Genomic DNA, 26814 nt, shown 5'->3' with positions numbered 1-26814 from the left:
TGATGTATCATTCTGTGTTGTTTAGGATCATTTATAGCAGTTTACGCATTAGTAATGTCAACATGCGAGGAGATCCGCTATGAGTGATGTGAGCCGTCGGGGATTTTTGGGAGCGTCTCTTGTTTGGGCTGGAATGTCAGCGGTCGGACATACAGCCGTCTCCGCGAACGAAAAAGTCAACGTCGCACTCGTGGGTTGTGGTGGTCGCGGACGCGGATTAGCCAACTGGTTCTCCAGTCTGCCGGAAAGTCAACTTGTCGCCTTATGTGATCCCGATGAAAACCGATCTGGCCAGATGGCAGATCAGGTCGAAAAGTCTTCAGGCAAACGTCCCCAGCTCGTCGAAGATTTTCGCACACTGCTGGATGGAAATACCATTGATGCGATTGTGATCGCCACTCCCGATCATTGGCATACACCGGCGGCGATCATGGCCTGTCAGGCGGGCAAAGACGTGTATGTAGAAAAGCCCTGCTCGCATAATATTCATGAAGGGCGCCAGTTGGTCAATGCAGCCCGCAAATATAAACGCGTTGTCCAGCATGGTACCAATTTACGAGCCACTCCCGTTTATGAAAAAGCGTGGAAGCAGATTCAGGATGGTGCCATCGGCAAAGTAATGATGGTCAAGGCCATCAATAACCAACGGCGTGCGCTCTATGCCCACCGCCCGGATGAGCCTGTTCCCAAAGGAGTGAACTACGACCTCTGGTTAGGCCCTGCAAAAAAACGCCCCTTTAATAGAAATCGCTTTCATACCTCATGGCATTGGACCTGGGACTTTGGCACCGGTGATATTGGTAATGACGGCGTACACCAGATTGATATTGGCCGCTGGGCTCTGAATTTAAAAGCACCGAATGCCGTTTCCTGCAGTGGTGCCAAGCTCGGCTCCAAAGGAGACGCACAGGAAACCCCCGACACCATGGTCGTCACCTGGGAATACGACGATCTGCTCTATGTCTATGAGCAGCGTGATTTCACACCGTACCGCATGCAGGCACATCGCCATGATAACGATAACATTTTCTACGGCGATAAAGGATTTATGATGGTCGATCGATCCGGCTATCGCATCTTTTATAAGCACAAACGCGGCCCCGCCTATGAGCAGAAGTGGCAGGATACACCAACCCACTATCAAAACTTTATTGACTGCGTCAAAAGTCGTAAATCTGAAAATCTGTTAGCAGAAATCGAGGAAGGCCATTATTCTTCCATGCTCAGCCATCTCGGAAATATTTCGTATCGCACGGGGCGTCGGCTCGTATTTGATCCGAAAACGGAGACGTTCCCTGAAGATAAGGAAGCCAACCGCTATCTGACCCGTGATTATCGAGACGGTTTTGAGCTACCCCGAGTTTGAACCTTTGACTCAATATTGACAGCTAATCCCATTTCGTTTTAAGAGAAAGCAGTTTCATGGCAGACAAGGCAATCGTCGCCCTTCTCATCAATGACACATCCGCACATTTGGGCGCCTACTATCCGGCACTCGCTTCCTGCGAGGACGTCAGCGAAGTCATTCTCTGTGATCCAAGCCAGAAACATGTCGCAACGGCACGCAACAAACTGGGCGATAAATTAACCCGGGTTTATGACGATCCCCAAAAATTGTTTAAAAAAGAAAAGCCCGACATGGCATTAATCACCATGGAAGCCATCCAGTCACCGGCGGCCATTGATCTTGCGCTAGAAAATGGCTGTCCTGTATTTGCCGAAAAGCCTTCCTGCACGAACATCGAACAATTTGAAGCATTGGTGCAAAAAGCAGACGGAAAACATCTCAATCTGATGCTGGCTTTAGCAAATCGTAATAACCCGGAAGTCAAAGCCGCGCGTCGTATGATCCGCAAAGGAACCTTCGGTAAGATTTATGGCATTGAACTCAACTTCATTGCCGATCAGACGAGACTGACAAGCAAAAGTTATCAGGCTGGCTGGTTTGCTCAAAAAAAGTGTGCCGGTGGCGGTCACCTCATCTGGCTGGGAATTCACTGGCTCGACCTGGGAATGTATATCACAGATTCCAAAATCACGGATGTGTGCGGTTTCATCACCAATGTCGGTGGACAGCCCATTGACGTCGAAGATTCCGCAGCCCTCAGCCTGAAATTCGATAAAGGATTTTTAGGTACGATGACATCCGGTTATTACACTAAACGGGGCAAGCAGTCGTTGATTAAAATCTGGGGTTCCAAAGGCTGGCTGGAAATGGATTATTCGACTGGCAAACATTTACAATGGTCTCTGAATGATGACAAACCCGGAACCATTCACAAGTTTGAAGGTCCCATTCAACCTCGGGGCTATACTCCCTGTGTGCATGCCGCAGTCAGGTCTGTACTGGAAAAAGAACCACCCACGCTCACCAGCCATGACAGCTTACAGGTTCTCAGAACGATCTACGCCGCCTACAAAGCAGCCGAGACAGGACAAACTCAGAGCATTCCCGTCAATTGATTTTGCCCTCTTTCGCACATCTTATTGTTTCGTGTAGGTATGACCCAGGTCATTCGTGCGGATTGCTTTCAGCTTTTTCGCAAGTCGTTTCTTAAATTCAGCGACTTTGGACTGATGCTCGAGTTTTTCTGCTAGATTTGTGAATTGCTGCGGATCATTTTGCATGTCGTACAATTCCACACCCTCGGAAGCGTCTTCTTTATATTGAATGAAGGCCCAGCGGTCATCGCGAAGGAGAAAGCCTCGATTCCCTTTATTTCGCGGATCCACACTAAAGGCAGCATCTCTCACACTCACACTTGGATCGTCCAGCATGCCAGAAAGGTCTTTACCTTGAATTCCGTTCGGAATTTTTAAGCCGCACAAGCTTGTGATCGTCGGATACAAATCAAGCAACTCGGTGAGAGAATGACAGACAGCCGGTTTCTTGCCAGGCACACTGATAATCAACGGAACCGCCGCCGACTCTTCATGCAAGCTGACCTTAGCCCAGAAATCATGTTCACCCAGGTGATAGCCATGATCGCTGGTAAAGATCACAATCGTCTTATCCTCAATCCCCGCACGTTTCAAAGCATCCAGTAATTTTCCGACCTGCGCGTCCATATAAGCGACCGAGGCCAGATAACCACCGACCGCTTTTTTCTGTCGGCGGAGATCCATCTTCATGTTCACACTCGTTTTGTAATTAATGCCGAACTTCGGAATATCATCCCAGTCTCCTTTCACCTTTTTGGGAAGAATATGTTTTCCGTAAGGCAGGAATGGAGGATAATAAGATTTAGGAGCGACAAACGGCACGTGCGGTCTTACAAAACCTACGCCCAGAAAGAAGGGTTCGTTTTTATGTTTCTCAATTAACTCCACTGCTTTTTTTGCTGTCTTTCCGTCGGAGTGCACGAGATCATCCCCGTTCGCTTCCACAACGACAAATGTGTTTCCACCAACGGCAGGTTTCTTTCCATCAGGATTGTTTTCCAGTGTTTCGCCGTTTCCAGGCGCTTTCCATTCCGGTCCCTGGCTATTAAAGCGTTCGGTCCACGACGCAGGATCATCAGTGCCGTTGCTTCCTTTTTCAATATCTCCGGGTACTCCCATATGATAAATCTTGCTCACCCGAGCAGTGTAATACCCATTGTTCTTGAAGTGTTGTGACCAGGTGGGCCGGTCACCAATATAGGAACGCGGACTCACATAACCAAAGGCCAATGAAGCATGTGGATAATAGCCCGACATAAACGAAGCCCGAGAGGGTCCGCAATAGGTGGCCTGACAATAAGCGCGTGTAAAACGTGTTCCTTTCGCAGCGATTTCATCAATGTTGGGAGTGTGACAGACTTTGTTGCCATAACAGGAAAGCGCGGTCGCTGTCAGATCATCTGAAATGATAAATAACACGTTATATTGATTTTCCGCCGCATTTACTTTCTCTGAGAACTGAGGTAAACCTAAGAACACACAAACAAGCCAACTAATGCAAAGCAGTCTCATCTAATTTCCAATCGGAAGCGATAAATGAACGTCTGGAATCCCACAAACAAATACTGCTTTCCATTCTATGGTTCCACTTCACACCAAGCAACTCAATCTTAAAAGAACAAATCATTACTGTTTCCAGCGACTCGAGACATTCGTGGGGGCACCCATGACTACGCCGTGTCAAGCCTCCGTTCCATTGTATTCTAAATTTGTTTTTACGCGAAACTAGGCACCCATTCGCGCCGTCCGGCAAAACGCCGTCGCGCAGATTACAATTCAATCAGTGAGCAGCCCATTCACGTCAACGGCGCAGAGCTTCTCTCACCAGCCCCCACAGCGGGCCGAACTCACTGCTTTCGCGTAATTCGTCTTTTCTCTTTTTAAGCCAACTGTACTGAGTGCTCAATCTGCCAGCGGAATAATCGTTTCCAGGAAATTTCCGCAAGTTTACAAGCTACAGCAACCCAGGCTTTCTTGGCTCCAGATCGCTTACGAATTCGGGTGTAAAACCTTTTCAAGGGAACATAGCGTTTGATCGCGTGAATCGCGACTTCGGTCAGCACCCAACGTAACCAGGGTGGTCCTTGTCTGGTAATGGAACCGTAATAACAGTGACCTCCAGACTGGTTCACTTTTGATGTCAATCCTGCATAAGCACCCACCTGTTTCGCAGAGCGAAATCGTTCAATCTCCCCCAGTTCAGCAACAATCACCAAAGCGGAATACAGTCCGATTCCGTGAATATCGAGTAATGCTTCTACCTGGGGAAAAGACTCCCGTAGTTCTTCCAGTTGTTGATCGATCGCATTAATTTGCTCAGTAAAGTGATTAAGTCGCGTGATCAGTTCATCACGGATCAGATCGTCAATGGGCGAAAATGATTGATCCCGGAACCACTTGATCCCTCCAGGACCAAAAGGGATGCGATAGGGGGCGTCCCGATTATGACGCGCCAACAATGACCGTAAACCAATCTTGACCTGGGCTCTGTCACGGACCAGGCGGGCGCGGTGGCGTGTAATCTCTCTCAGTTGCTGATAATCGTCTGGGGGGAATGTAGGAGAGCGGGATCTGGTTGATCCGTAACAGGTTCGCTAGGAGCTGACAGTCCAAACGATCTGTTTTAGCGCGCCGTTGAATCATCAAGCGTAATTTCGCTGGATGGACCAACAGGATGGTTCCTTCCTCAGAGAGTAACTTATATAACCAACGATAAGTTGCTGTGGACTCGACAACCGCTCGGAACGGTTTGAGTGGTTGTAGAAATTTGAGAATGGCTTTTGTGTTCCGACATTCGATTGTCACAGGAGAGACCACTTCTCCAGAATCATTGACCGCGGACGTGACAACCGTTCTCCGATGAAGATCGATACCAATATGCCACATAATTTTGCATCCTTAATAGAGTGTTCAGGTCAGGAAAAACTGGAACACTTATTTTAGCGTTTCAGGGAGGGGGCTTGACACGGCGGTCATAGTATCACGTCAATTTCTCTAGACTTTGAAACAGAGACTATCTGATCAGTGTCAGTATCCACTATCAGGAGTGGCAGAGCTAAAGTTGAGAATCTGATTGTAGATCACCGCTCTCTCAGATGGGTGATGTAGCAGGCCACTTCATTGCCTTCTTATTATGAAACGCTCCGTAAACGTTTCAGTTATCCAGTATGACTTAAGTTAAAGGCAAGCAGTAAATTACTTTGCAATATGGACCTTATTTGATGTTGTTTGGTAAAGGAGTACTCTTTTTTGCATCAGGAGCAGGATGATGCTCGGTGGGTGCTAATGGTGCTGGAGGTTGCAAGTTTTGAGGAACAGCTGGTTCTATTTTAGGGATTAGAAAATTATAGAGAGGCTGTGGTAGGAATATTATGATGAGAACCGCTACTATATAAACGATGACAGTTTTATAAGTAGGGATTTTAGTGGCGCCATTCTGACCTGTACTCGTTTTTTGCAGTCTGCTGCTCCACCAGGAAATAAATAGGGAAAGCAGTAAAAAAGGACACATGGCCATGAAAATCAGCAAAAATGGTGAATTCACTTTAACCTCCAGAAATTTGCATAATAGAAAACCTTGCCTGTAAGTGTGGGGGGTCAACATGTTGGCTACCATAATGATACATCAACTCTATTGTATACAGTTTTGATCCAATATCAAGAATCAAACTGGATCCCGCATCTTCTCGTACGGGATCCAGATTTGATAGTTCACTTATTCCACAGGGCATGCATCAAGACAAGCATTGTAGGCATCGGTTGCGGCAGTTAGACAATCAGCGTATGCACTATCTGCATCGGCATAACAAGTAGCCACTGCAGCATCTGCTGCTATCGCATCATTATAATCTCCGGTAGCTTTATTAATACAGTTGACGTAAAGAATATTTTGATTACCGACACAAGTATCGAAGTTGTTATTTGCCACCAGCGCGCAAGCAGCGGCTGCAGCAACACAACCAGCTGTCCACCCAGCAGCGACATTAATAGCTGCTGCTGCACATCTGGGCCTGATACGGTACAGAGAAAGGAGATCAGAACGAACGAAACCCACATTCTGTGTAATGCACTCAGTTTTCATCAGGGGCTGGAATCACATCGACAAAAGAGACTCCCACGCGCAGTTCATCGAAGTCAGTTGAGTATTGACTGACAATTTTGACACGCTCGATTCTCAGATCCGGCGTCATCAGTCGCAAGTCCACATCTCCCAGATCGGGAATGTGGTTGAGAGGGGGATTCAGCCACATGGCAACTTCTTCAGCACCGGGACGAAAGAGAATCCGAGCCACAATCAGGACAACCTGCCCCGAAAGCACGTCACTCGAAGTCGTATTATATTCGGTTCCATTGACTTGTCCCGCGGCAGCCCAGTTTCCTCTGGGAGCGGAAGCCAACTTTCCGATTCGCAGGCTCGATTCTTCGTTTCCAAAATCGATATAAGCATAGCGTCCCTCACCTGCATTATCGTAGGATTGCGCCATGAAACTGAGCCAGACCGTTTCGCCGTCGGCTCCAAAACCCTTTTCGTCGGATAATGCATAAGGGACCTGTTGTAGATCAATGTGACGAACCGTCACAGATTCTGCAGGCCCCCCCGAACGAAACTGGCCACCTTCTGTTAAGAGCATATTCCCATATTGATCAGAAAATCCGAGGGAACCAAACAACCGCATATCATTACCACCCGAAGTCTGTCGTTTCGGGTCATGAATAATGGTAGAGTACTTGGGTCCCTTGTCGATCCAGGGCCCAGACCATCCCTGCCCTCCATTCAAACCGGTGGCACCTTTGGATTCCTTCTCATCCAGAAGTGCTTCTGAATAATCAAATCCTTCATATAAAAAAGGTTGAGCCGCGATGCGCGCCATCAGAAACGTTTTTTTAGCATAATCAGACTGCTGAAAAAGAGTTTCAAACGCTTTGTCTTCGTCATAGGGAAGTTGAAAATCTTTGATAAACAAAACTGCCAGGTTAATAGTAGAAACGATTCCTATTCCGATCATCAGGAACCAACGCCAAGTCAGCAGTGTATGTCGTTTCTGCCTTCGTGTTTGTTTTTGTGGTGTCGTCTGACGGGATTTGACTTCGATTTCAGACTCAGAAGGTAGAACCAACGGTTCTTTTTGACGCGATTGCATCTCTTTGACTTGTGCTTCACCAATCGATCGGACCTGGAACCGCTGTCTAAGATACGAATGCAGAAATACACGACGAAAGGCCTGATCAGCATTGTCGCTGTCTGACTTGATCCACTGCTCTAACTTTTGCGCCTCTTCCAGCGAAAGATCTTCACCGTCCAGATACGCATCGATATTCTCGAGCGCTGTAACTTCTTTCAGTTCGTTAGTTTCCGACATTCGCTTCACCGGCGGCTCGTTTTTGAACGCAATCCATTAAGCTGGTACGAATACGGGAAAGCGTCACCCGTACTGAGCCAGTTGATGTTCCTAACTCACTGGCAATTTCTTTTGGCTTCAAATCATCTGTATAACGCAGCCCTAACAAACGCCGGGATCGCTCAGTTAATTGATCAAGACAGTATTCCAAGAGATCCCGTTCTTCTGACATCAAGCGTTGGACACGAGAGCAGGCATCAGCGAGTGCATCCATGGCCTCACCCATGAACAACACTCGATCGCGGCGTTTACCTCGGTAGTAGTCGGCAATTTTGAGCTTTGCAATCCACAAAGCCCAAGGCAAAAAAGGGCGAGAACTGTCATACTCATCATAACGTAATGCGACTTCCGCTGCGACCTCTTGCAGTAAGTCCTCTGCATCATTGAACTGTGGAGTTGATGCCACCACGAATGCCATCAATGAAGGTTGAACTTTGACCCAGTTGCGTGCCAAATCTGCTCGGCTGCGTGCAGAATCGACTTGAAGTGTTGTTGTTTGTGTCGCATTCATCGGACTAGTGCGTCTCTTCTATTTGCTGATTTTTGAATGAGTTCCGAAGTTTCGTTATGACGTAACTAAAAGAATATCTGATGAGAATCGTATCTGATTTAATTTGCAAACTTTAATACATCGCGTCAGTAATCTCAATATTTTATATTCTAGTAGAATCTGTTAAGAGTTGATGAAGATCACTAAGAAGTTTTATTCATTAACGCAAAAAGATGGCGATACGCGGGAATTTCGTTTTTTTTGAAAATAGTTGTTAACGTTTTGGGCATTTCTGCGATATACAATTAAGGGCAAGAGTCCGACTTTTCAAAACAGCTTAAATCGGCCACTTATCGACAAAAATGAGGCTCTGTTTTTGAATTATGAATTTCTCGTGAATCCAAAAGAAAAATTGTTCACGGTGTCATGATTAACATCCCGCTTTCGCCATCCATAACATGAATAAAGATGTCTCTTTATTCATGCTGCCTTAGCCTATACTGCTCTCCGATTTGGAAAGAACTTCATAGAAATCGCGCGCAGAGAGTTTCATTCGTGCTGCATCGTGATAAAGAAATCGCAAGCAACTCAAACAGAAAAGTTCCCAGCGATAGTCGCATTGATCTAAAAAGCTTTGGAAAACAAATCCATTAATCTTCTTTGACGGGGATCGAAATCACCAACCCGGCAAAACGAGGTTTTTTGTTTTCATTCGCGCCAAAACCAAGGTGGCAGCCCAGACATCCGTTATTCATTAATGAAACCGCGAAGGCACTTCGGTACACACCCTTTTCGACTCGTTCATATGTGGGTTTACCTGACGAAATTTCCTTGACTGCCTGTTTTTCAAACGCGCTTTCGGGTTCATGATCAATGCTCATTGCCTTGGCATTGACGGCAATCCACTTCGCCTTGATATTCTCCTGACGTGCGATATCCTCAAACATATCTTCCATCACACGCGCAGGAACGTTCGCCCTGTCATGGAAGAAGTAGTGATGGTGCATTGCTTCGAGAGTAGTTGCATAAATACTATGTGTTAATTTCGCACGCTCGCGCGCGACTTCCACGGATACAAGACGTTTCTTCGAAGCCTTTTGAGTCTCCGTTTTCCGACCTGGATCAACGGATTTCGGTTTCACACTCACACTGCTTTTTTTCTCTTCCGGCGGTTCAGCAAATAGAAAAATAGCAAAACAGAACATGCCAGCCAAAGTCATCGCCGAACAAAAAGCCATTGGTACAGTGAAACGCATTGGATTGCTCCTGAAATCCTCAGACTTAAAACCCACGTTGAGCATTAAGTTTGCCGACTATTAAAAAATCTAACAATAAACCTGATTTCATCAGGCTTTACATATCTGGAAAAGCAACGGAAATTCCTCCCATCTTCTCGTATGAAAAACCATTCTATCAGCTCAGACACATCAAAACCAGACATCATTATCCTGTTTTACGTTTTTAAGATGATCTGTATCAAAATTGGCGGAAAGCCCGATATATCACTACATAGTTCGCTGTTCGATCAATAAAAGACTTATTGAGATTTCTGTTAATTGCGGAATCACGCTTGAGCCGATTGAGTCTCTTTTGTTATAAACAAACGTTGATACGTATTTCGACCTTCTCAAAAGGCGATTCCAAAACGGCTTAGTGCTGTCGTGTCTGACAAGAAAGGGAAGCGATGCTGTCATTCAAAAGCTCACACATACAGCGACATCAGGCCTGCTCTCGTCGTACCTTTCTTCAAGCAGGAGTGCTGGGACTCACGGGATTCACACTGGCTGACCTGTTGCGGGCTGAAGAACAGGCAGGAGTTCGCTCCTCTTCCAAAGCCATCATCAATGTGCATCTGGATGGTGGCCCTCCGCATATGGATATGATCGATTTGAAACCCGAGGCTCCAGCGGAAATTCGGGGGGAATTTCAACCGATCGCTACCAATGTGCCGGGGCTGAAACTCTGTGAGATGCTGCCGCGGATGGCAGCGAATGCGAATCAGTTTGCCTTCATCCGATCCCTGGTAGGATCTGCCGGTGTGCACGATGCCTTTCAGTGTCAGTCCGGCTTTCGTAAAAAAGACATGCTCTCTGTGGGGGGGCGCCCTGCACTGGGTTCCGTGATTTCCAAACTCAAAGGCTCACCTCAAGATCGCGCTCCTTCCTTTGTTGACATTATGCAGGGTCGAGGTTTAGTCCGTAATAGTGCGCGTCCCGGTTTTTTAGGTCCCGCACATCAACCCTTTCGCCCGGATATCTCTGAGTTATTCAAACGTGAGCTGGAAAAAGGGATGCAAGGTGAACTCAAACGACTGGGGACAGACCATCAAGTCAGTCTGAAGCTGAACCCTTCGCTCAGCATCCAACGTCTGGAAAACCGAACAACGTTACTTTCCGAATTAGATTCCATTCGGCGTCAGGTCGATGCAAGCGGCATGATGGATGCTATGGATCGTTTTTCTCAACAGGCGGTGAGCATTCTGACATCGGGTCGAATGGCTGACGCGATGGATTTTTCCAAAGAAGATCCCGCCAGCTTAGCGCGCTATACTCCCCTGTCTCGCAAAGCTGACCCCCGTTTTTATACAACGGAAGGACCGGATGCGGTGAAAAAATTTCTATTAGCCCGCCGGCTCATCGAAGCGGGTGTTCGTTGCGTGAGTATTTCCATCAGTGATTTTGATACTCATAGCAGCAATTTTGATCGCCTGCGACAAATATTGCCGATTGTAGATCATGGTCTCACGACTCTGGTAACAGACCTCGAAGAACGCGGGATGCTGGATGATGTGACAATCGTTGCCTGGGGAGAATTTGGGCGGACACCTCGCATCAATTCCAAAAAGGGAGGCCGCGATCATTGGCCACGCGTTGGCCCTGCTATTCTCGCCGGTGGAGGCATGCGGACAGGACAGGTCATCGGCAAAACAGACCGCACCGCCAGCGCAGTCATTCAGCGCCCCGTCGATTATAAAGATGTCTTCGCTACGCTGTACCATAACCTGGGAATTGATCCACATGCCGTCACCCTCATCGATCCACGGGGCAGACCGCAATACCTGCTCGATGAAGGCCAGCGTCTCACGGAACTTGCGTGAGATGTGAATTACACATCCCTGCAGCAAACAACTTGTTTCACGCTTTTACTCCCGGTATGATCGCTATCTGTGTTTGAAACTTACGAACTGCACTTAAACCACGTACCAACGGCTTCCCAACAGGAGAGACTCTACCGTGAAACATAGCATCACTACCTTGTTCTGCTTTTCTCTGACTCTGCTTTGCATTCCAAATGTTGGCCATTCAGAAGACCTCCCACATTACAAGCCTCTCTTCAATGGCAAAGATCTCACCGGCTGGGTGAATGTTAACACCGACAAAGATACCTGGTTCGTTCGCGATGGCATGCTGATCTGCACCGGGCACCCCATCGGTGTGATGCGAACCGAGAAACAGTACGAGAACTTTCTGCTCCATGTTGAATGGCGCCATATGGAAGCGGGTGGAAATTCAGGTGTGTTTGCCTGGAGTGAAGGCACCGTCCCCGAAGGCAAACGCTTGCCCAAAGGTATGGAAATTCAAATGCTGGAACTGGAGTGGGTCAATCTCCACAAGAAAAAAGATGGAACTCTCCCTCCGATTGCCTACGTTCATGGAGAACTCTTTGGTGCCAATGGTTTGACGACAATTCCCGATAACCCACGTGGCACTCGCAGTAAATCCATCGAAAATCGCTGCAAAGGAAAAGGGGAATGGAATGTCTATGATGTCGTCTGTGTCGACGGTGTTGTGAAACTTTCTGTAAATGGGAAATTTGTGAATGGAGTCCGAAATGCTTCTGTTAAGAAAGGATATCTCTGTCTCGAATCAGAAGGGGCAGAAATCCAATTTCGCAGTATCCAGATCATGGAACTGCCCCCCGGCGTCACAAGCAAAGCACAAACAGCGCCACTTCTGAAATAGTTCGTTTCTACAAATACTGGAAATACAAACGGCCGCATTGAAGTAAGATACTTTTGTCTACAAACAGCTAAATACAGATAATTTTCTTGAGTCTCAAATCTAATCCTGATACCCTTTAAATAAGAGAAATTAACTTAAAAGTTAAACAAACTAAAACTATTAACAATATCTTCATCATAAATAAATCTCTTCATGTTTGCTCAATTGAGCAATTGAGTGGGGAGTACTGATAAGAGCTTATATATCGAAAGGTTTAATCTATAGACTAAAATCAAATTCAGGAGAACGACCATGCGTAGAAACCGAATGCGTCTCGCTCGAGGCTTTACGTTGATTGAGTTGTTGGTAGTCATTGCAATCATTGCGATTCTTATTGCTCTCCTTTTACCAGCAGTTCAACAGGCACGCGAAGCAGCTCGCCGTTCCACATGTCAAAACAATTTAAAGCAAATTGCTTTGGCCCTTCATAACTATCATGACTTACATGGTACTTTTCCTCCTGGAGAATTAACGTCCTCTTTTGATGGTGGACTCGGTGCTAATGATCGCACCTATGCGTTTGCTACTGAAGGAACGCTCATTAATGGATCAGGGCGCCATGGAACAAGCTGGATGTTCCATATCCTACCGCAGATTGAGCAGGCACAGATTTACGACTTATGGAATTTCCAACGTAATGTCTATGGGAACGGAGTCCTGTTACTCCCGACAGATACCTTCACCCCGCTTTTCACTCCAACTCAGACAAATATCCCTGCATATTACTGCCCCTCTCGACGCAGTGATATGAATTTAACCCAGTTTAGTAATCTGCAAAGGGTGAATGTTAACTTCACCAAAGGCGGAAATGACTATGTAGGTTGTATCGGCTCAGGACTTGCTTTCAACAATTTGTCTTTAGGTATCCCTGGAGCAACCTGGGCTGTCACACCAGCTCAAAATCTTAATGAACCTATTCAGCCAACGGCTCTCGGCCCTCCCGGTATCATGAAAACGCCACATCCATTCGATATTGGAGTTTTCTCTGTGAATAGCAGTACCAGAATGGGTGACATTAAAGATGGTACATCAAATGTAATCATTGTCGGTGAAGCACAACGTCTGACAATTCCTGGCACATTGGATAATTTAAGAAGCCGCGATGGTTGGGCCTGGGGAGGAGCCGCTACGCTCTTCAGCACACGAGAAGGACCTAATAAAGCACTCAGTATTGCAGGTCCTGGAAGCGATCACGATGGGATTGCACAATTTGCGTTTGCTGATGGTGGAGTTCGTGCGATCTCAGAGAATATCGATGGTTTCATATTTGCTAACTTGGGCAACATGTCGAATGGAATTCCCGTAGGGGAATAATTTGCTGGACGTTGTTTGGAAATGAATCTTTGAGAAACCGAAGCGTCTCTCATTTTCATTCCGTTTCGAAGATGATGCAAAGTAAGACTTTAGCGCTAGAATTTTCTCACATGCGAATCAATCAAGCGACTTGTAGCTTGTACTGAATAAGGAATGTTATCTGACAGGAAGTTTTTTACTCTAACATAACCAGTGGGCCCCAAAATGGTGATTCGATTTTTATGCAAATGCGGCAAAAAGCTGAAAGCGCCTGATGAGTACATAGGCAAAAAAGTCTCCTGTTCAAAATGTGGCCACATTTCAAGAGTTCCTGACAAAGAAAAAGTGCTTGCAGCGAAAGAAAAAAGCAAACTCTCTTCAGCAAGCTATGTTCAGCTTCCCCCGCTCTCGGAAGTTCACAAACCTGAGGAACATGATTCCGAGGAAACGTCTCCTAAAAAACCGGAAGCACCTGCGTCTAGTAATATTGCGAATCAATTACTGCGTCATACGGATTCGTCCAAAGCGGACAAAACAGATTCTTTTGACTCAGGAAAACCCAAACCTGAAGAATCAAAACAAAAGAAAAAAACGGGAATCAAAAAATGGTTGGATGAGAATCAATATGCAAAAGAAGTCGGCAAACATTATGCAAAAATGATTCTTCCTGGTGCTGCCGTAGTGATTTTGGTTTGTTATGGCTTATATTCTTTAATGTCTTCGATGGTCAAAACCGTTGATCATCCACCACTGGAAATTGTGAGCGGGATCGTAACCCTTGATGGTCAACCACTACCACGTGCCGAGGTTACTTTTGTTCCCCAGGACACATGGAAGGAAGATAAAAAACCAGCACAATCAGTAGGCATCACAGATGAGCAAGGAAAATTTTCGCTCAATTATTTAAAAGATCTCAAGGGAGCGGCAGTCGGAAATCATATCGTTCGAATCGTCTCTTATGAAAAACAAGTCCCAGCGATTTACAATGTAAAGTCTGTGCTCACATATGAAGTAAAAGATAAAAATAAAGACGTAGAGTTTAAACTGATCTCCAAATAACAGGCATCTACTCATTCTTTGAAGAGCAAAAGTAACAAGAGTACCTTGTTTTCAGGTATGCGAAGTGGGCCTTTTATTAACTAAACTCTTAAATTCAAAAGGGCTTACGAGAAATAGACTTGCTTGACCCTGCTATTTGTAACTCATAAAATAGCTTCAGTGAAAAGAAAAGGCTCTCCTGTCATCACCCACCTAATAGGAGAGCCATAAGAGTGCCCTCCAACATACCCTACCTGAGACTGTGTGATGAGAAATAAGATTGTTCGAAAGAATCGACGCTGCTTTCAGTTCAGAGTTCGTACGTTTTGCCTTTTCTCAACTCTTTGCTTTTTGAGTTTCCACAGTACTGCTGAGTTAATTGAAGCGAAACCTCTTACGGGTGAGCAGATCTATCGCAAGATGTGTATTCAATGCCACGCCGCCAATGGCCAAGGCGTTGACGATAAGGCAAACCCCTTGCAAGGTCATAAAAGCCTGGCTGAATTGAGCATGCTCATTCATGAAACGATGCCGGAAGAAGATCCGGAGACCTGCCAGGGTGAAGAGGCAAAACGTGTAGCAGAGTATGTTTTCAAGCGGTTTTATACAAAAGATTCTCAGTCAGCCAACCAAAGCGCGCGCGTTCAACTTTCGCGTTTGACTGTGCGACAGTACCTGTATACCACTGCCGACTTAATGGCGAATTTTCTGGGCCACGCCAGAACGACAAATCAAAAGCGCGGTTTAAATGCAGAATACTACGACAGTCGCAGTTTACGTCGCGACAAACGGATTCTCCAACGTATTGATCCCGTCGTGAACTTTCAGTTTGACAATAAAAAGCCCGTTGAAAAAGTCACAAACGCCGAAGAGTTCTCTATCAAATGGGAGGGTTCGGTCCTCGCAGAAGAAACTGGTGACTACGAGTTCATTCTGAAAACTGAAAATGGGGCCCGCTTATGGGTGAATCAGGCAGAGCCCATTATTGATGAATGGGTCAGTTCTCAGGGACGGGCCAAAGAGCATAAAGCCACCATCCGTTTGTTGGCAGGCAAACCTTATACACTCCGATTGCATCTATTCAAATACAAAGACAAATCGGCATCGGTTATACTGGAATGGAAACCTCCTCGCAAAGCACAGGAAGTGATTCCGCAACGGAATCTGGTTCCTCAGCAAGTGCCGGGAACGTTTATCAGTTCGACCGTCTTTCCACCTGATGACAGCGTGTCCGGGTACGAACGGGGTATCGCGGTTTCCAAATCCTGGGACGAAGCAACAACCACGGCAGCCATCGAGATCATGACCAAGGTCATCAAACATCTCGACCGAATGGCACGCACAAAACAGAATGACAAAAATCGTAAAGAAAAAGTCAGGCAGTTTTGCCATCGCTTCGCAGAACTGGCATTTCGTCGTCCTTTAACTGACGACCAAAAAACATTTTTTGTCGATCAACACTTCAAAAAGCAAACTGCGATCGAAATATCAGTCAAACGCGCTATTCTTTTGATCTTGAAATCACCACGATTCCTTTATACAGACCGCGAGTTTGAATCGGTAGACAGTTTTGCAGTCGCGTCCCGGCTCTCATATGGTTTGTGGGATTCAATGCCAGACACACAACTCTATAAGGCCGCCAAAGCGGGAAAATTGAAGACCTCGACTCAGGTCGCCCAACAGGCAGAACGGATGCTCAAAGATCCGCGTGCACAATCCAAGCTCCGTTATTTCTTTCATCACTGGTTACAGTTAGATGATAAGGAAGAACTATCAAAAGACAAAGCACTCTTTCCGGAATTTGATAAGCTGACGGTCTCCGACCTCCGGACCTCACTCGATCTGTTCCTCGATGATGTGGTCTGGAAAGGCTCTTCTGATTATCGGCAATTGCTCCTGTCAGACTACGTCTATCTTAATGATCGATTAGCCAAAGTTTATAATGTGAAACTCCCGGAAGGAAAAGGTTTTCAAAAAGTTTCGCTGGATAAAGATAAGCGGGCCGGTGTGGTCACACACCCATACCTCATGGCTAACTTTGCTTATCACAATTTAAGTTCGCCCATCCACCGTGGTGTTTTTGTGACACGTCATCTGTTAGGAAGAACATTGAAACCACCACCACAGGCCACGGAATTCAAAGATGCAGATTTCAAGCCGGGTATGACCACACGCGAAAAAGTGGCGTTGATCACCAAGCCTGCGGCCTGTATGTCGTGCCACAGCATCATCAACCCGCTTGGTTTTAGTTTGGAGCACTTTGATGCCATTGGCCGATATAGAGAAAAGGAATCCCAAAAATCGATTGATGCTAAATCGGAATTAGTTTCCGTCACCGGTGAAACAATTCAATTTAATGGAGCCCGAGACCTGGCTGAACATATTGCCAAAGATCGGCATGCCCACGCAGCATTTGTCGATCAGTTATTTCATCAGGCTGTGAAACAGCCCATTAATGCCTATGGCGAAAAGATTCGTGAAAAATTAACCACGCAATTTGAAAAGTCTGACTATAATATTCAACAACTGCTGATAGAAATTATGAAGGTTGCCGCTTTACACCAACCTCAGTCCTGAGAAAGTGATATCTGATGACATTCCAATCCCGCCGCGCATTTTTAAAAGAACTGGGGCTTTCCACGGCTGTCCTACCGCTGGTAACCCATTTACCGAGTCTCGGCTTTGCCGCTGATGCGAGCATTCGCAAGCAGCGATTGATCGTAATGTTCAGCCCCAATGGAATCGTCCCCAAAACCTATTGGCCCGATGAAGTGGGAGAGAAGTTTGAACTGAAAGAGATCATGCAGCCGCTCAAGGCATATCAGGATCAAATGCTGGTCATTAAAGGTGTAGCCGACCGTGTACGAGGCGACGGCGACAGTCATATGCGCGGCATGAGCTGCCTCTTGACGGGAATTGAATTATTACCCGGTAATATTCAAGGCGGTTCACACACCCCCGCTGGTTGGGCTAGTGGGCATTCAATTGATCAGGAAATCAAACGTTTTCTGCAGAGCCAACCGGAAACACGCACCCGATTCGGCTCATTGGAATTCGGTGTCAATGTTCCTGATCGCGCCGATCCCTGGACTCGAATGGTCTACGCAGGATCTAATAAACCGATCGCCCCCATTGACGATCCCTATCAGATGTTTGAAAAAATCTATGGTCAGATGAAAGACCGCAAAAGTCTGGCAAGCATTCTGGATGATGTGCGCGAAGACTTGAAAAAAGTCCGAACGAAATTAAGTCGTGCGGATCGTCAGCTCCTGGAAGAACATGAATCTTATGTTCGTCAAATGGAACAGGAACTGAAAGCCAATAAAAACCAGAAGCTGGCAGTTGAAGTTCCTGTGCAAGAAGTCGGAATCAAAAATGACAACGACAACATGCCCATCACCAGTAAGATGCAGATCGATCTGATGGTCAACAGCCTGGCAAACGACATGGCGCGCGTTGCGACACTGCAATATACCAATTCAGTCGGTCAGGCGCGAATGAAGTGGCTCGGCATTGATGATGGACATCACTCATTATCTCATAAGCCTGATAAAGACCAGGAATCACAGGACAAACTCACGAAAATCAATAAGTGGTTCTGTGAACAACTCGCTTATCTGGTCGAAAAACTGGATAAAACTCCCGAACCAAATGGCGAAGGAACTTTGCTGGACAACACGCTGGTGGTCTGGACGAATGAGTTAGGCAAAGGCAACTCTCATACCTTGAATGATGTTCCCCTTGTACTCGTTGGTAAAGGCCTGGACTTCAAAATGGGACGCTCACTCCAATTCAAGAATGTTCCCCACAACCGATTGCTGATGTCCTTCGCCCACGGCATGGGACACCGTATCAAAACATTCGGTAATTCGAACTTCTGCGGCGATGGAATTTTGTCTGAACTGACTTAACTTTCATACTTCCATTGAGAACACCGAATCAAAATTTTGTAAATTTCATTTTGGTTCGGTGGTATTCATTGCCTCTGATCCATACGATAACAAGTTCAAATCACTTCAAACGACCAAAGGACTAGTAACATGGATCACATCACACGCCCCCAGGAAGCTGACGAATACTATTTCGAAGAAGGTTGTTACATCCTGGAGATGTCGCACCCCGACGTTGATCCGGAAGTTTCGATTGCACGGGCACGTGTCGAACCAGGAAGAAAGACCCGTTTCCATCGACTCAAAGGCACGTTTGAACGTTATATTATGCTCTCCGGAACCGGGTTAGTCGAAGTCGGCGACTACGAGCCGACCGAAGTTCATCCGGGAGACGTCGTACGCATTCCGCCAGATACAGACCAGCGGATCACCAACATCGGAGAGGACGATCTGGTCTTCATCGTAGTCTGCAACCCCCACTTCCTGAAGTCGATCTACATCGATTCCGAAGATTTACGATAACCAATGAATTCTTAAATCTATTAACCACGAAATACAAGAAAAAACACGAATATATTTCGTTTCCAAGAAGCTCATTCAAATCGCACTGATAGTGCCACGCTCAATAATAATTGGCCACTCGAATTCTCAATTTTTTCGTGAGTTTCGTGTATTTCGTGGTAGAACTTATTCCTATTTGTTAACCACAAATCAGGAAAGTACGAGTGGCCAATCCCCTCTGAAACTGGCTCTTATTTGACCCCATTTTTTTAATTAATAACTCTAATTATTTCGGTATCTTTCTTCCCAGAGAGCGGCTATATTCAAGATATAGTGACATTTTTCCAACCTCAAAGTTAGCTGACATTCAATAAGGATCTCCTCAGATGAAACCGGCTTTCGCGACCCTCCTGCTCTCCTGCCTGACGTTTTTTCTTCCCTCTCAATTAATTGCAGAACTTAAAGTCGGTGCCACGATTGTTGACGTGACACCCACCAAATTCCCTGTACTGGTTAATGGCAGCATGGTTAGTCGGAGTGTGAAAAAAGTCAAAACCAAAGTCAACGCCCGGGCGATTGTTGTCGCCGATGGTGAGGATCGGCTGGCGATTGTCGTCGTCGATAGCTGTATGCTGCCCCGCCCTTTACTGGATGAAGTCAAAACGCTGGCAGCGCAACGAACCAAAATTCGAGCCGATCATATGCTGATCTCAGCTACGCATACGCATACGGCTCCTTCCAGTCTGGCCTGTCTGGGAACCAGCGCGGATCCCGACTATGTCCCCTACCTCAGAGGTAAACTTGTTGATGCGATCGCCAAAGCGGAAGCCAATCTGGAACCAGCACAAGTTGGCTGGGGTTTAGGTAAAGCGCCAGAGTATACAGCACTGCGTCGTTGGATCAAACGCCCTGATCGAATCAGCAACGATCCGTTTGGAAACCCGACAGTTCGGGCGAACATGCATGCAGGCAGGAAATGGGAAGATGTTACCGGCGAATCGGGGCCTGAAGATCCCGACCTTTCCATCATTTCTTTTCAGGCCAAAGATGGACGACCGATTGCATTACTCGCCAATTTCTCGATGCATTATTTTGGTGACAGGGATTTGAGTGCTGACTATTTCGGTCTGTACTGCAACGGTTTACAAACCCAACTTGGAAAAGATATTGGTGAAGACGCTCCTCCTTTTGTTGCCATTATGTCACACGGTTGTAGTGGTGATATTTATCGCCGTGACTACACGAAACCGACAGAGCAATGGGCCGTGACCGATGATATCAATGAGTATGCAGCAGGACTGATTAAAATCACGACCGATGTTTACAAGAAGATTCAGTATCGAAAAGACGCTGATATTGAGATGGCAGAACAACGGATGCAACTGAATTATCGCGTTCCCAATCAACAACTCCTGGAATGGGCACAAAAAGTGGTCAAGAAGACTGGTGATCGTCTCCCCAAAACCACAGAAGAAGTTTACGCCAGGGAGCAAATCATTCTGCACGAACGGCAGTCGACAGAAGTCGTCACACAGGCACTGCGGATCGGCGACATTGCCATTACCACCACTCCCAATGAAACATATGCACTCACTGGTTTAAAATTAAAATTGCAAAGCCCCTTGGCTAATACAATGGTCATTGAACTGGCCAATGGTGGTGATGGCTATATTCCTCCTCCGGAACAACACCTGTTGGGGGGGTATAATACCTGGGCGGCGCGCTCCGCTGGTCTTGAAGTCTTAGCCGAACCCAAAATCGTCGAATCTGATCTGCAACTCTTGGAAAAAGTGTGTAATCAACACCGGCGATTCTATCAGCAAAGCCAGGGCTCTGCGGTCAAAACAATCTTAGCTGCGAAACCAGTTGCTTACTGGCGACTCGATGAATTCAACGGTCCCCGTGCAAGAGACACATCCGGCAATCAACGCGATGCGTTCTATGAACCGGCGATCGCCTACTTTCTGGAAGGCCCCCGTTCGAAATCCTTCTGTGGAGGAGATGAAACAAACCGCGCTGTCCATTTTGCCGGTAATCGATTACAGGCGCGGATCAACGATTTGAAGGACCACTATTCCATATCACTTTGGATCTGGAACGGGATGCCCCTCGATGCACGCGAAATCAGCGGATGGATGTTCTCACAAGGTCCCAATCATGGACTTGCCGCCTATGGAGACTTTTTAGGAGTCGGAGGCACACAACACCCTGGTAAGCTGGTTTATATGAACGGAGCAGATCGTAAATTGCATGCAGGTAAAACTGCGATTGAACGCTGGACCTGGAATCATGTAGCTTTGGTGCGCGATGGAAAAATGGTACGAGTTTATCTCAATGGAAATACCAAACCGGAAATAGAAATGGAATCTGTCCCTGGAACAGAAGGCGTTGTCCTGGAGCAGTTCTTCTTTGGTGGTCGAACCGACAATCAATCCAATTGGGAAGGACGTCTGGACGAAATCGCTGTTTTTGACCGTGTATTGACGGCTGAAGAATTGAAGTCCCTCTCAAAATAAAGATCATTTCGTAATTCATCATTAGAAAAAACCTCTGAGCCCGACAGTATGATCTGTCGGGTTTTTTTATTGTTTGTGAGTCTGAAAAATTACCGTATGCGCTCAGAATTAGTCATATTGTGTTACAGAATCAAACACGAGAAAAATTTCCCATCAGCAAAATCGATCACACTTTGTCATAGACTTGTTTTTTAATAAACAGCATGCATTCATAGGATTAACTCCTGTTAATTTCTTTTTTTTGAGATTTATCAAAAAAGCCCATCATGACATGCCGCAATTTGGAATTATTAATAATGGCTTAAGCGGCATGGCAATTTATCGTGAGTAGAGTCTTGACTCCTGAAGAAACCGAAAAATTCGTAACGCTCTTAACATCTTCGCAGGATGTGCTGTATCGGTACGTACTTACGTTAATGTCGGGACAGCACAATCGTGCGAAAGACGTACTACAGGAGGCAAATTTAGTTTTGTGGCGTAAGTCATCAACTTTCAAATTCGGTACAGATTTTGAAGCCTGGGCGAAACGGATCGCCCATTTTTGCGTCCTTTCCGAAATTCGGGACCGAAACCGAAAACCGGTACTTTTTGGTGGGGAACTGATCGAAAAACTAGTCTCAGAATATGACGCTGAGACCGCTTGCGTAGATGAAAGAAATGAACGCTTGAAAGAGTGCATTAAAAAACTACCAGCCAATCATCGAACGATGGTTCGTAAGCGGTACTACGAAGACCTGTCCGTGTCTTCGATAGCAAAGTTGAATGGACGGTCGGCAGAAACAATATCCTCATTACTTTATCGTATTCGTCTGGCACTGATGGACTGTGTACGTCGCACAGCAAATAGTTAGTTTTATATGTCAAATCCTCAAGAAGATTTCGAACTAGATTTTCTGTTTCAGGCAATGCTTGACCAGACTCTCTCCTCGGAGCAGGCAAAGCGTCTCGAAGAGATTCTCCTGGTCGATGAGCGTGCGCGATCTGACTATATTGCCCTGATCGAAATAGATTCGTTACTCCAACGGGTACACCATCAAGATGAGACAGTAGAAGTTTCACTCCCTGCAACTTCAAATCCAAAGCGTCAAGCCACAGGGTATTGGGTTGTAATTGCCATTTGTGTATTCGCGATGGTAGGAATCGTAACTCTGGTGACTCCCGAGAAAGCACCGGTACCTCTGGCTGATGTGCCACCGGTTGTTCCAGATATTCCCATTGCAACCGTAGATGCCGTTGGTTATGGCGCTTCAAGAATCGATCTTCCATTTCAAGTAGGTGAGACGTTAGTCAATAATGAAGTGATCGACCTTGATTCCGGAACAATGCGGCTGAAGTTTTTGAATGGCGTGATGGTGGCATTGCGCGGTCCTGCAATTCTCGAGCTGGTCGAACCGAATCGCTGTATTCTTAGTGCTGGTCAGCTCGTCGCGAAAGTTCCTGAAGAAGCAATTGGGTTTACTGTAGAAACTCCCGCTGGTCGAGTCGTTGATCTCGGTACAGAATTTGGTGTCGAGATAGGCAACGAGGGAGCGACTCAAACTCATGTGATCAAAGGACGCGTCTCCGCTGCTGTGGTCAAGCAGAATTGGGAGTCTGAGCCTCAAGTGGTGGAGCAAAATTCAGCAGTCGCGTTCGACATGTCAAACACAACCATTCGTAAAACTCCGTTTGCACCAGATAAATTCGCTGACGCTTTATCGATGTTTAAGGGAATCAAAAGTTTAAGTCCCACAACCGCTTATTTGCACAATCCTCCCCCCAGTGTTGATCGGGGAGCACTGACAGACACACAACGTGTTTTTCTCATCCCTGAAGGACGCGAAGTCCCCGTTGATGAGGAATTACGGAAAGTAATCACCGATCTCAGTGAACAAAGTTTGCTGGATCTGGAAAGCCTGTCAAATCCAGACAGTGTAGAGGAGAAAATCGATAGTTTTTTAGTCCACGGAGACTCCGGTCCCAAAAAAGAGCGTACTGTGTCGGGTTTCATTGAATTCGAAGAGCCGATTATTGCGGTGATTGTAGAAGATGATGGGCTCAAAGCGACCGACAACCTCCTCGGAATTCCCGATATGAAATACACAAATCCGAATGCAACAAAATACAGAAAAACAGAACTCGAGAGTGATGACGAAATCATCATCTCCGGTGATCGCCGCCGGCTTGAATATAAACTGAAACTAAGGCTCGCAAGAGATCAATTTCGAGTGCTGATTCAAAGTAAATAATAGTTGGGAATCGAATTCCCTTGTTTTATTCTAATTTTCTTATTTGGGGGGGAATCAAATGAAGAGAAATCGAATTCGCGGATTTACACTCATCGAATTGCTGGTGGTCATCGCGATCATTGCAATTCTCATCGCTTTGTTGTTGCCTGCAGTTCAGCAAGCCAGAGAAGCAGCACGTCGTTCTCAGTGCAAAAACAATCTCAAACAATTGGGGCTGGCTTTGCACAATTACCATGACGTCTTTAGCACATTCCCACCTGGATGTGTCAATCAGGGCAACAGGGACAGAGGAGGCGCATGGGGGTGGTCTGCTATGGTGATGCCCTATATCGACTTGGCCAACAATTACAATACGCTCGGCGTTGGCAATCAGCCCATGATCAACGCACTGGAACCAGGAGCAACTTACGATCTCATGCAACAACCAGTTCCTACATTCCGCTGTCCCAGTGATACCGCTCCGGACCTGAATAACAGACGTAATGGAATCCGAAATGCGAGTAACACAAATAATAGACGTATTGCAACATCGAATTATGTGGGATCAAATTCCGGAACATGGGCTCGTAAGGTGGATGCTGCTGAAAGCGTCGATGGTTTCGCTGGATTTGATGGGATTTTCGCTCCCGCAAGCAAAGTGAAAATCCGTGACATCACCGATGGTACCAGTAACACAATTATGCTGAGTGAACGCTGCTGGAAATTGAATCCAACACGATTTTGCAACTCGGCACTCGTGTACGGTTCACAAGGACGTCAGGGAATTGGGGGCAGCCCTTACCCCAATCTTTACAAAGGACAGAGGTTTTCCGATGTGATGTTCAATATGCGAAATAATCAAGGAATCAATAGCCTCGTTTCCTGTACTACTTCGATCAGTAGTCTCCATGTCGGCGGCGTTCAAGTCACGATGGCTGATGGATCGGTTCGATTTATTTCTGAAAACATTGATTTCAAGGGAGATACTGCCAAATCTCAGCATAATCGAAATAGTCTCCTGGAAAACCTGATGGGTCGCGACGATGGAAATATCATCGGTGACTTCTAGATAATGCGATCATTTCGAGAGTCGCCTCAGCCTTTCGAGGCGACTACTTTTTATATTACTTTCATTAGTTCTATAAATGGATGAGGAGAAGCGAGCCATGCGTCTTTGTTGCGTACTTCCAATCACAATGTGTGTGCTTTTGTTTTTTTCCGGCTGTAGTGATAGCGGTCCGAAAGTTGCAAGGGTAACGGGTACTGTCATGATGGATGGTAGTCCGTTGGCTGATGCAATCGTCTCATTTGAACCGACGGGGCCCGGCCGCCCTTCAATTGGAAACACAGATGCGAATGGATATTACCGACTCCAGTACACAACGGACCTCGATGGCGCTCTACTGGGCACTCACACGGTTCGTATCTCAACAAAGCAATTTGTCTATAACGAAGATGTCGGAGATGACCGCCCCAGACCGGAACGTGTTCCACCGAAATACAATATTGAATCTTCTCTGAATGCAATCGTCGAATCAGGCGGTAGTGAGATCGATTTCGATTTAAATTCAGATGGTTTTAAGCCCAAAAATTTGAAATTTGAAGACTTTGAATAACAATCATATCCATTTTGCCATTGAATCATAACGTGATTCTTTCATCCATTTTTTCTTGAGTGATCTAATGAAACACGATTTCTACGTTTACTTCCTGATTGCATTTTGTATCTGTAATCTCACATCAGCCACTGAATCTGATCCCCCAAACATCATACTTGTCATGTCGGATGATCAGGGTTGGGGCGACCTTGGCTGTTATGGTTCCAGGTTAATTCAAACTCCTCATCTGGATCGTATGGCTGCAGAAGGCACGCGGTTCACAAACTGCTATAGTGGCTCTGCCGTTTGCGCGCCCACACGTTGTGTACTCATGACGGGGCTGCACTCTGGCCATTGCACCAGACGTGATAATCGTCCCTCAGTGGGAAAAGGCCCCTACTACAAACGTCCGCTTGTACCGCTCAAACCAGAAGATATCACCGTGGCGACAGTTCTGAAAAAGGCCGGTTACGTGACGGGAGGCTTTGGAAAGTGGGGGCTCGGAGATTTCGACACCACGGGAGCACCAGCAAAACATGGATTTGATGAATTTTATGGCTATCTCGACCAGGTGCATGCCCACAACTATTACACAGACCGCTTGTGGGATACAGATCAATATGTGGCACTACCAGAGAACAAAGGCAAATCGAAAGCGGTCTGGAGCCACGATCTCATCATGGAACGAGCGCTTCATTTCGTTGAAAAGAATCAAAATCAACGTTTCTTCCTCTACCTTCCCGTCACGCTTCCCCATGGAAAATATGAAATGCCCTCGCTTGCCCCCTATGAGGATCGAGCATGGACAAAGAACGAAAAAACTCACGCAGCGATGGTCACTCGATTGGATAAAGATATGGGGGAACTTTTTGCGCTGCTGAAAAAACTGAATCTAGACAAAAACACGATTGTATTCTTTACGGGAGATAACGGCCCCAACAAACCACTTCTCGCGCGGATGAAATCAGCCGGACCGTTTAAGGGAACGAAACGCAGTCTGAACGAAGGGGGAATTCGCTGCCCCATGATCGTCCGCTGGCCGGATCACGTACCTGCTGGACGTGTGAGTGAATTTGCCTGGTCGCATACCGACATTCTGGCAACCATCAGTGATTTAGCTGCTGTTCAGGATATCCCTGATACCGATGGAGTCAGCGTCGTACCGACTTTGATGGGCAAAAAACAAAAACCTCTGGAATATATTTACTGGGAATTTCACAATCCGTTTCATCAAGCCATCCGTAAGGACCATTGGAAGGGAATTCGCTTCGGTCTCAAAGAACCGGTAAAGCTCTACGATCTTTCAAATGATCCTGAAGAAACCAGGGATCTCGCCGCACAACATCCCGAACTGGCTCGAAAGCTCGCAGACTTGCTCGATGGTGCCAGAACAGTCAGCCCGCACTGGCCTGGTCAGGACACTCAATAAGTGGGTTTGT

23 protein-coding genes are annotated in these 26814 nt (G+C 46.4%); 15 read left to right on the top strand and 8 right to left on the bottom strand.

What is annotated here, in order from left to right:
• The first annotated feature begins 79 nt into the window (after window positions 1-79).
• Together V144x_RS13275 and V144x_RS13270 are read left to right on the top strand one after the other, a co-directional pair.
• Window positions 80-1366 carry a Gfo/Idh/MocA family protein gene (locus V144x_RS13275; protein ID WP_144985638.1) on the top strand — a complete coding sequence of 429 codons (1287 nt, stop codon included), beginning with the start codon at window positions 80-82 and terminating at the stop codon, window positions 1364-1366.
• Window positions 1367-1422: 56 nt separating this feature from the next.
• Entirely contained in the window at window positions 1423-2463 is a 1041-nt protein-coding gene (locus V144x_RS13270; RefSeq protein WP_144985637.1) for a Gfo/Idh/MocA family protein, read from the top strand.
• Window positions 2464-2484: 21 nt separating this feature from the next.
• On the opposite strand, the gene V144x_RS13265 is transcribed toward V144x_RS13270, so the two are convergent.
• From V144x_RS13265 to V144x_RS13230, 8 genes are all read right to left on the bottom strand, one after another.
• Window positions 2485-3954, bottom strand: coding sequence for a sulfatase (locus V144x_RS13265; RefSeq protein WP_144985636.1), 1470 nt, complete (start codon window positions 3952-3954; stop codon window positions 2485-2487).
• 368 nt (window positions 3955-4322) lie between these two features.
• Entirely contained in the window at window positions 4323-4964 is a 642-nt protein-coding gene (locus tag V144x_RS13260; RefSeq protein ID WP_232102835.1) for a transposase, read from the bottom strand.
• Complete coding sequence (locus V144x_RS13255) at window positions 4933-5328, bottom strand: IS110 family transposase (RefSeq protein WP_144985634.1); 396 nt, start codon at window positions 5326-5328, stop codon at window positions 4933-4935. The genes V144x_RS13260 and V144x_RS13255 overlap by 32 nt, the downstream gene beginning before the upstream one ends.
• A 328-nt stretch (window positions 5329-5656) precedes the next feature.
• Window positions 5657-5986, bottom strand: a complete 330-nt coding sequence (locus V144x_RS13250; RefSeq protein WP_144985633.1) for a hypothetical protein — start codon at window positions 5984-5986, stop codon at window positions 5657-5659.
• A 171-nt stretch (window positions 5987-6157) separates the two neighbouring features.
• Window positions 6158-6523: a hypothetical protein gene (locus V144x_RS13245; protein ID WP_144985632.1), complete on the bottom strand. Its 366-nt coding sequence runs from the start codon at window positions 6521-6523 to the stop codon at window positions 6158-6160.
• Window positions 6513-7802, bottom strand: coding sequence for an anti-sigma factor (locus V144x_RS13240; RefSeq protein WP_144985631.1), 1290 nt, complete (start codon window positions 7800-7802; stop codon window positions 6513-6515). The genes V144x_RS13245 and V144x_RS13240 overlap by 11 nt, the downstream gene beginning before the upstream one ends.
• Entirely contained in the window at window positions 7789-8352 is a 564-nt protein-coding gene (locus tag V144x_RS13235; protein ID WP_144985630.1) for a sigma-70 family RNA polymerase sigma factor, read from the bottom strand. The genes V144x_RS13240 and V144x_RS13235 overlap by 14 nt, the downstream gene beginning before the upstream one ends.
• 629 nt (window positions 8353-8981) lie before the next feature.
• Window positions 8982-9587, bottom strand: coding sequence for a c-type heme family protein (locus V144x_RS13230; protein WP_144985629.1), 606 nt, complete (start codon window positions 9585-9587; stop codon window positions 8982-8984).
• A 428-nt stretch (window positions 9588-10015) separates the two neighbouring features.
• On the opposite strand from V144x_RS13230, the gene V144x_RS13225 reads away from it, so the two are divergent.
• The 13 genes from V144x_RS13225 (at window position 10016) to V144x_RS13165 (ending at window position 26804) form a co-directional block, all read left to right on the top strand.
• Window positions 10016-11428, top strand: coding sequence for a DUF1501 domain-containing protein (locus V144x_RS13225; protein ID WP_144985628.1), 1413 nt, complete (start codon window positions 10016-10018; stop codon window positions 11426-11428).
• 172 nt (window positions 11429-11600) lie between these two features.
• Window positions 11601-12293, top strand: a complete 693-nt coding sequence (locus V144x_RS13220) for a 3-keto-disaccharide hydrolase (RefSeq protein WP_390620812.1) — start codon at window positions 11601-11603, stop codon at window positions 12291-12293.
• A gap of 291 nt (window positions 12294-12584) precedes the next feature.
• Window positions 12585-13646 (top strand): DUF1559 domain-containing protein, encoded by a 1062-nt coding sequence (locus V144x_RS13215; protein WP_144985626.1) that lies wholly within the window; start codon window positions 12585-12587, stop codon window positions 13644-13646.
• Between the two features lie 204 nt (window positions 13647-13850).
• Window positions 13851-14684: a transthyretin-like family protein gene (locus V144x_RS13210; RefSeq protein WP_144985625.1), complete on the top strand. Its 834-nt coding sequence runs from the start codon at window positions 13851-13853 to the stop codon at window positions 14682-14684.
• A gap of 246 nt (window positions 14685-14930) precedes the next feature.
• Window positions 14931-17240, top strand: a complete 2310-nt coding sequence (locus V144x_RS13205; protein WP_144985624.1) for a DUF1592 domain-containing protein — start codon at window positions 14931-14933, stop codon at window positions 17238-17240.
• A gap of 14 nt (window positions 17241-17254) precedes the next feature.
• Window positions 17255-18574, top strand: coding sequence for a DUF1552 domain-containing protein (locus V144x_RS13200; RefSeq protein WP_144985623.1), 1320 nt, complete (start codon window positions 17255-17257; stop codon window positions 18572-18574).
• A gap of 129 nt (window positions 18575-18703) precedes the next feature.
• On the top strand, window positions 18704-19075 hold the full coding sequence (locus tag V144x_RS13195; RefSeq protein WP_144985622.1) for a cupin domain-containing protein: 372 nt from the start codon (window positions 18704-18706) through the stop codon (window positions 19073-19075).
• A gap of 365 nt (window positions 19076-19440) precedes the next feature.
• A complete protein-coding gene (locus tag V144x_RS13190) occupies window positions 19441-21570 on the top strand; it encodes a LamG-like jellyroll fold domain-containing protein (RefSeq protein ID WP_144985621.1) in 2130 nt (709 codons plus the stop codon).
• Between the two features lie 323 nt (window positions 21571-21893).
• Window positions 21894-22421 (top strand): sigma-70 family RNA polymerase sigma factor, encoded by a 528-nt coding sequence (locus V144x_RS13185; RefSeq protein ID WP_197992998.1) that lies wholly within the window; start codon window positions 21894-21896, stop codon window positions 22419-22421.
• A 6-nt stretch (window positions 22422-22427) separates the two neighbouring features.
• Window positions 22428-23798 carry a FecR domain-containing protein gene (locus tag V144x_RS13180; protein WP_144985619.1) on the top strand — a complete coding sequence of 457 codons (1371 nt, stop codon included), beginning with the start codon at window positions 22428-22430 and terminating at the stop codon, window positions 23796-23798.
• A gap of 58 nt (window positions 23799-23856) precedes the next feature.
• Entirely contained in the window at window positions 23857-24846 is a 990-nt protein-coding gene (locus tag V144x_RS13175; RefSeq protein ID WP_144985618.1) for a DUF1559 domain-containing protein, read from the top strand.
• A gap of 97 nt (window positions 24847-24943) precedes the next feature.
• On the top strand, window positions 24944-25393 hold the full coding sequence (locus V144x_RS13170) for a carboxypeptidase-like regulatory domain-containing protein (protein WP_144985617.1): 450 nt from the start codon (window positions 24944-24946) through the stop codon (window positions 25391-25393).
• A 67-nt stretch (window positions 25394-25460) separates the two neighbouring features.
• Window positions 25461-26804, top strand: coding sequence for an arylsulfatase (locus tag V144x_RS13165; RefSeq protein WP_144985616.1), 1344 nt, complete (start codon window positions 25461-25463; stop codon window positions 26802-26804).
• The last annotated feature ends 10 nt before the right edge of the window (window positions 26805-26814 follow it).

The organism is Gimesia aquarii (assembly GCF_007748195.1).
GTDB lineage: Bacteria > Planctomycetota > Planctomycetia > Planctomycetales > Planctomycetaceae > Gimesia > Gimesia aquarii.
This window is presented reverse-complemented; position numbering and strand designations above follow the sequence as displayed.

What these genes read in the sequence shown, in the direction of transcription:
- V144x_RS13245 (WP_144985632.1), bottom strand. Translation starts at nt 6,523, where the DNA reads ATGAAAACTGAGTGCATTACACAGAATGTGGGTTTCGTTCGTTCTGAT.
- V144x_RS13215 (WP_144985626.1), top strand. Translation starts at nt 12,585, where the DNA reads ATGCGTAGAAACCGAATGCGTCTCGCTCGAGGCTTTACGTTGATTGAG.
- V144x_RS13200 (WP_144985623.1), top strand. Translation starts at nt 17,255, where the DNA reads ATGACATTCCAATCCCGCCGCGCATTTTTAAAAGAACTGGGGCTTTCC.
- V144x_RS13225 (WP_144985628.1), top strand. Translation starts at nt 10,016, where the DNA reads ATGCTGTCATTCAAAAGCTCACACATACAGCGACATCAGGCCTGCTCT.
- V144x_RS13190 (WP_144985621.1), top strand. Translation starts at nt 19,441, where the DNA reads ATGAAACCGGCTTTCGCGACCCTCCTGCTCTCCTGCCTGACGTTTTTT.
- V144x_RS13210 (WP_144985625.1), top strand. Translation starts at nt 13,851, where the DNA reads ATGGTGATTCGATTTTTATGCAAATGCGGCAAAAAGCTGAAAGCGCCT.
- V144x_RS13230 (WP_144985629.1), bottom strand. Translation starts at nt 9,587, where the DNA reads ATGCGTTTCACTGTACCAATGGCTTTTTGTTCGGCGATGACTTTGGCT.
- V144x_RS13165 (WP_144985616.1), top strand. Translation starts at nt 25,461, where the DNA reads ATGAAACACGATTTCTACGTTTACTTCCTGATTGCATTTTGTATCTGT.
- V144x_RS13205 (WP_144985624.1), top strand. Translation starts at nt 14,931, where the DNA reads ATGAGAAATAAGATTGTTCGAAAGAATCGACGCTGCTTTCAGTTCAGA.
- V144x_RS13170 (WP_144985617.1), top strand. Translation starts at nt 24,944, where the DNA reads ATGCGTCTTTGTTGCGTACTTCCAATCACAATGTGTGTGCTTTTGTTT.
- V144x_RS13265 (WP_144985636.1), bottom strand. Translation starts at nt 3,954, where the DNA reads ATGAGACTGCTTTGCATTAGTTGGCTTGTTTGTGTGTTCTTAGGTTTA.
- V144x_RS13270 (WP_144985637.1), top strand. Translation starts at nt 1,423, where the DNA reads ATGGCAGACAAGGCAATCGTCGCCCTTCTCATCAATGACACATCCGCA.
- V144x_RS13175 (WP_144985618.1), top strand. Translation starts at nt 23,857, where the DNA reads ATGAAGAGAAATCGAATTCGCGGATTTACACTCATCGAATTGCTGGTG.
- V144x_RS13195 (WP_144985622.1), top strand. Translation starts at nt 18,704, where the DNA reads ATGGATCACATCACACGCCCCCAGGAAGCTGACGAATACTATTTCGAA.
- V144x_RS13180 (WP_144985619.1), top strand. Translation starts at nt 22,428, where the DNA reads ATGTCAAATCCTCAAGAAGATTTCGAACTAGATTTTCTGTTTCAGGCA.
- V144x_RS13240 (WP_144985631.1), bottom strand. Translation starts at nt 7,802, where the DNA reads ATGTCGGAAACTAACGAACTGAAAGAAGTTACAGCGCTCGAGAATATC.
- V144x_RS13275 (WP_144985638.1), top strand. Translation starts at nt 80, where the DNA reads ATGAGTGATGTGAGCCGTCGGGGATTTTTGGGAGCGTCTCTTGTTTGG.
- V144x_RS13255 (WP_144985634.1), bottom strand. Translation starts at nt 5,328, where the DNA reads ATGTGGCATATTGGTATCGATCTTCATCGGAGAACGGTTGTCACGTCC.
- V144x_RS13235 (WP_144985630.1), bottom strand. Translation starts at nt 8,352, where the DNA reads ATGAATGCGACACAAACAACAACACTTCAAGTCGATTCTGCACGCAGC.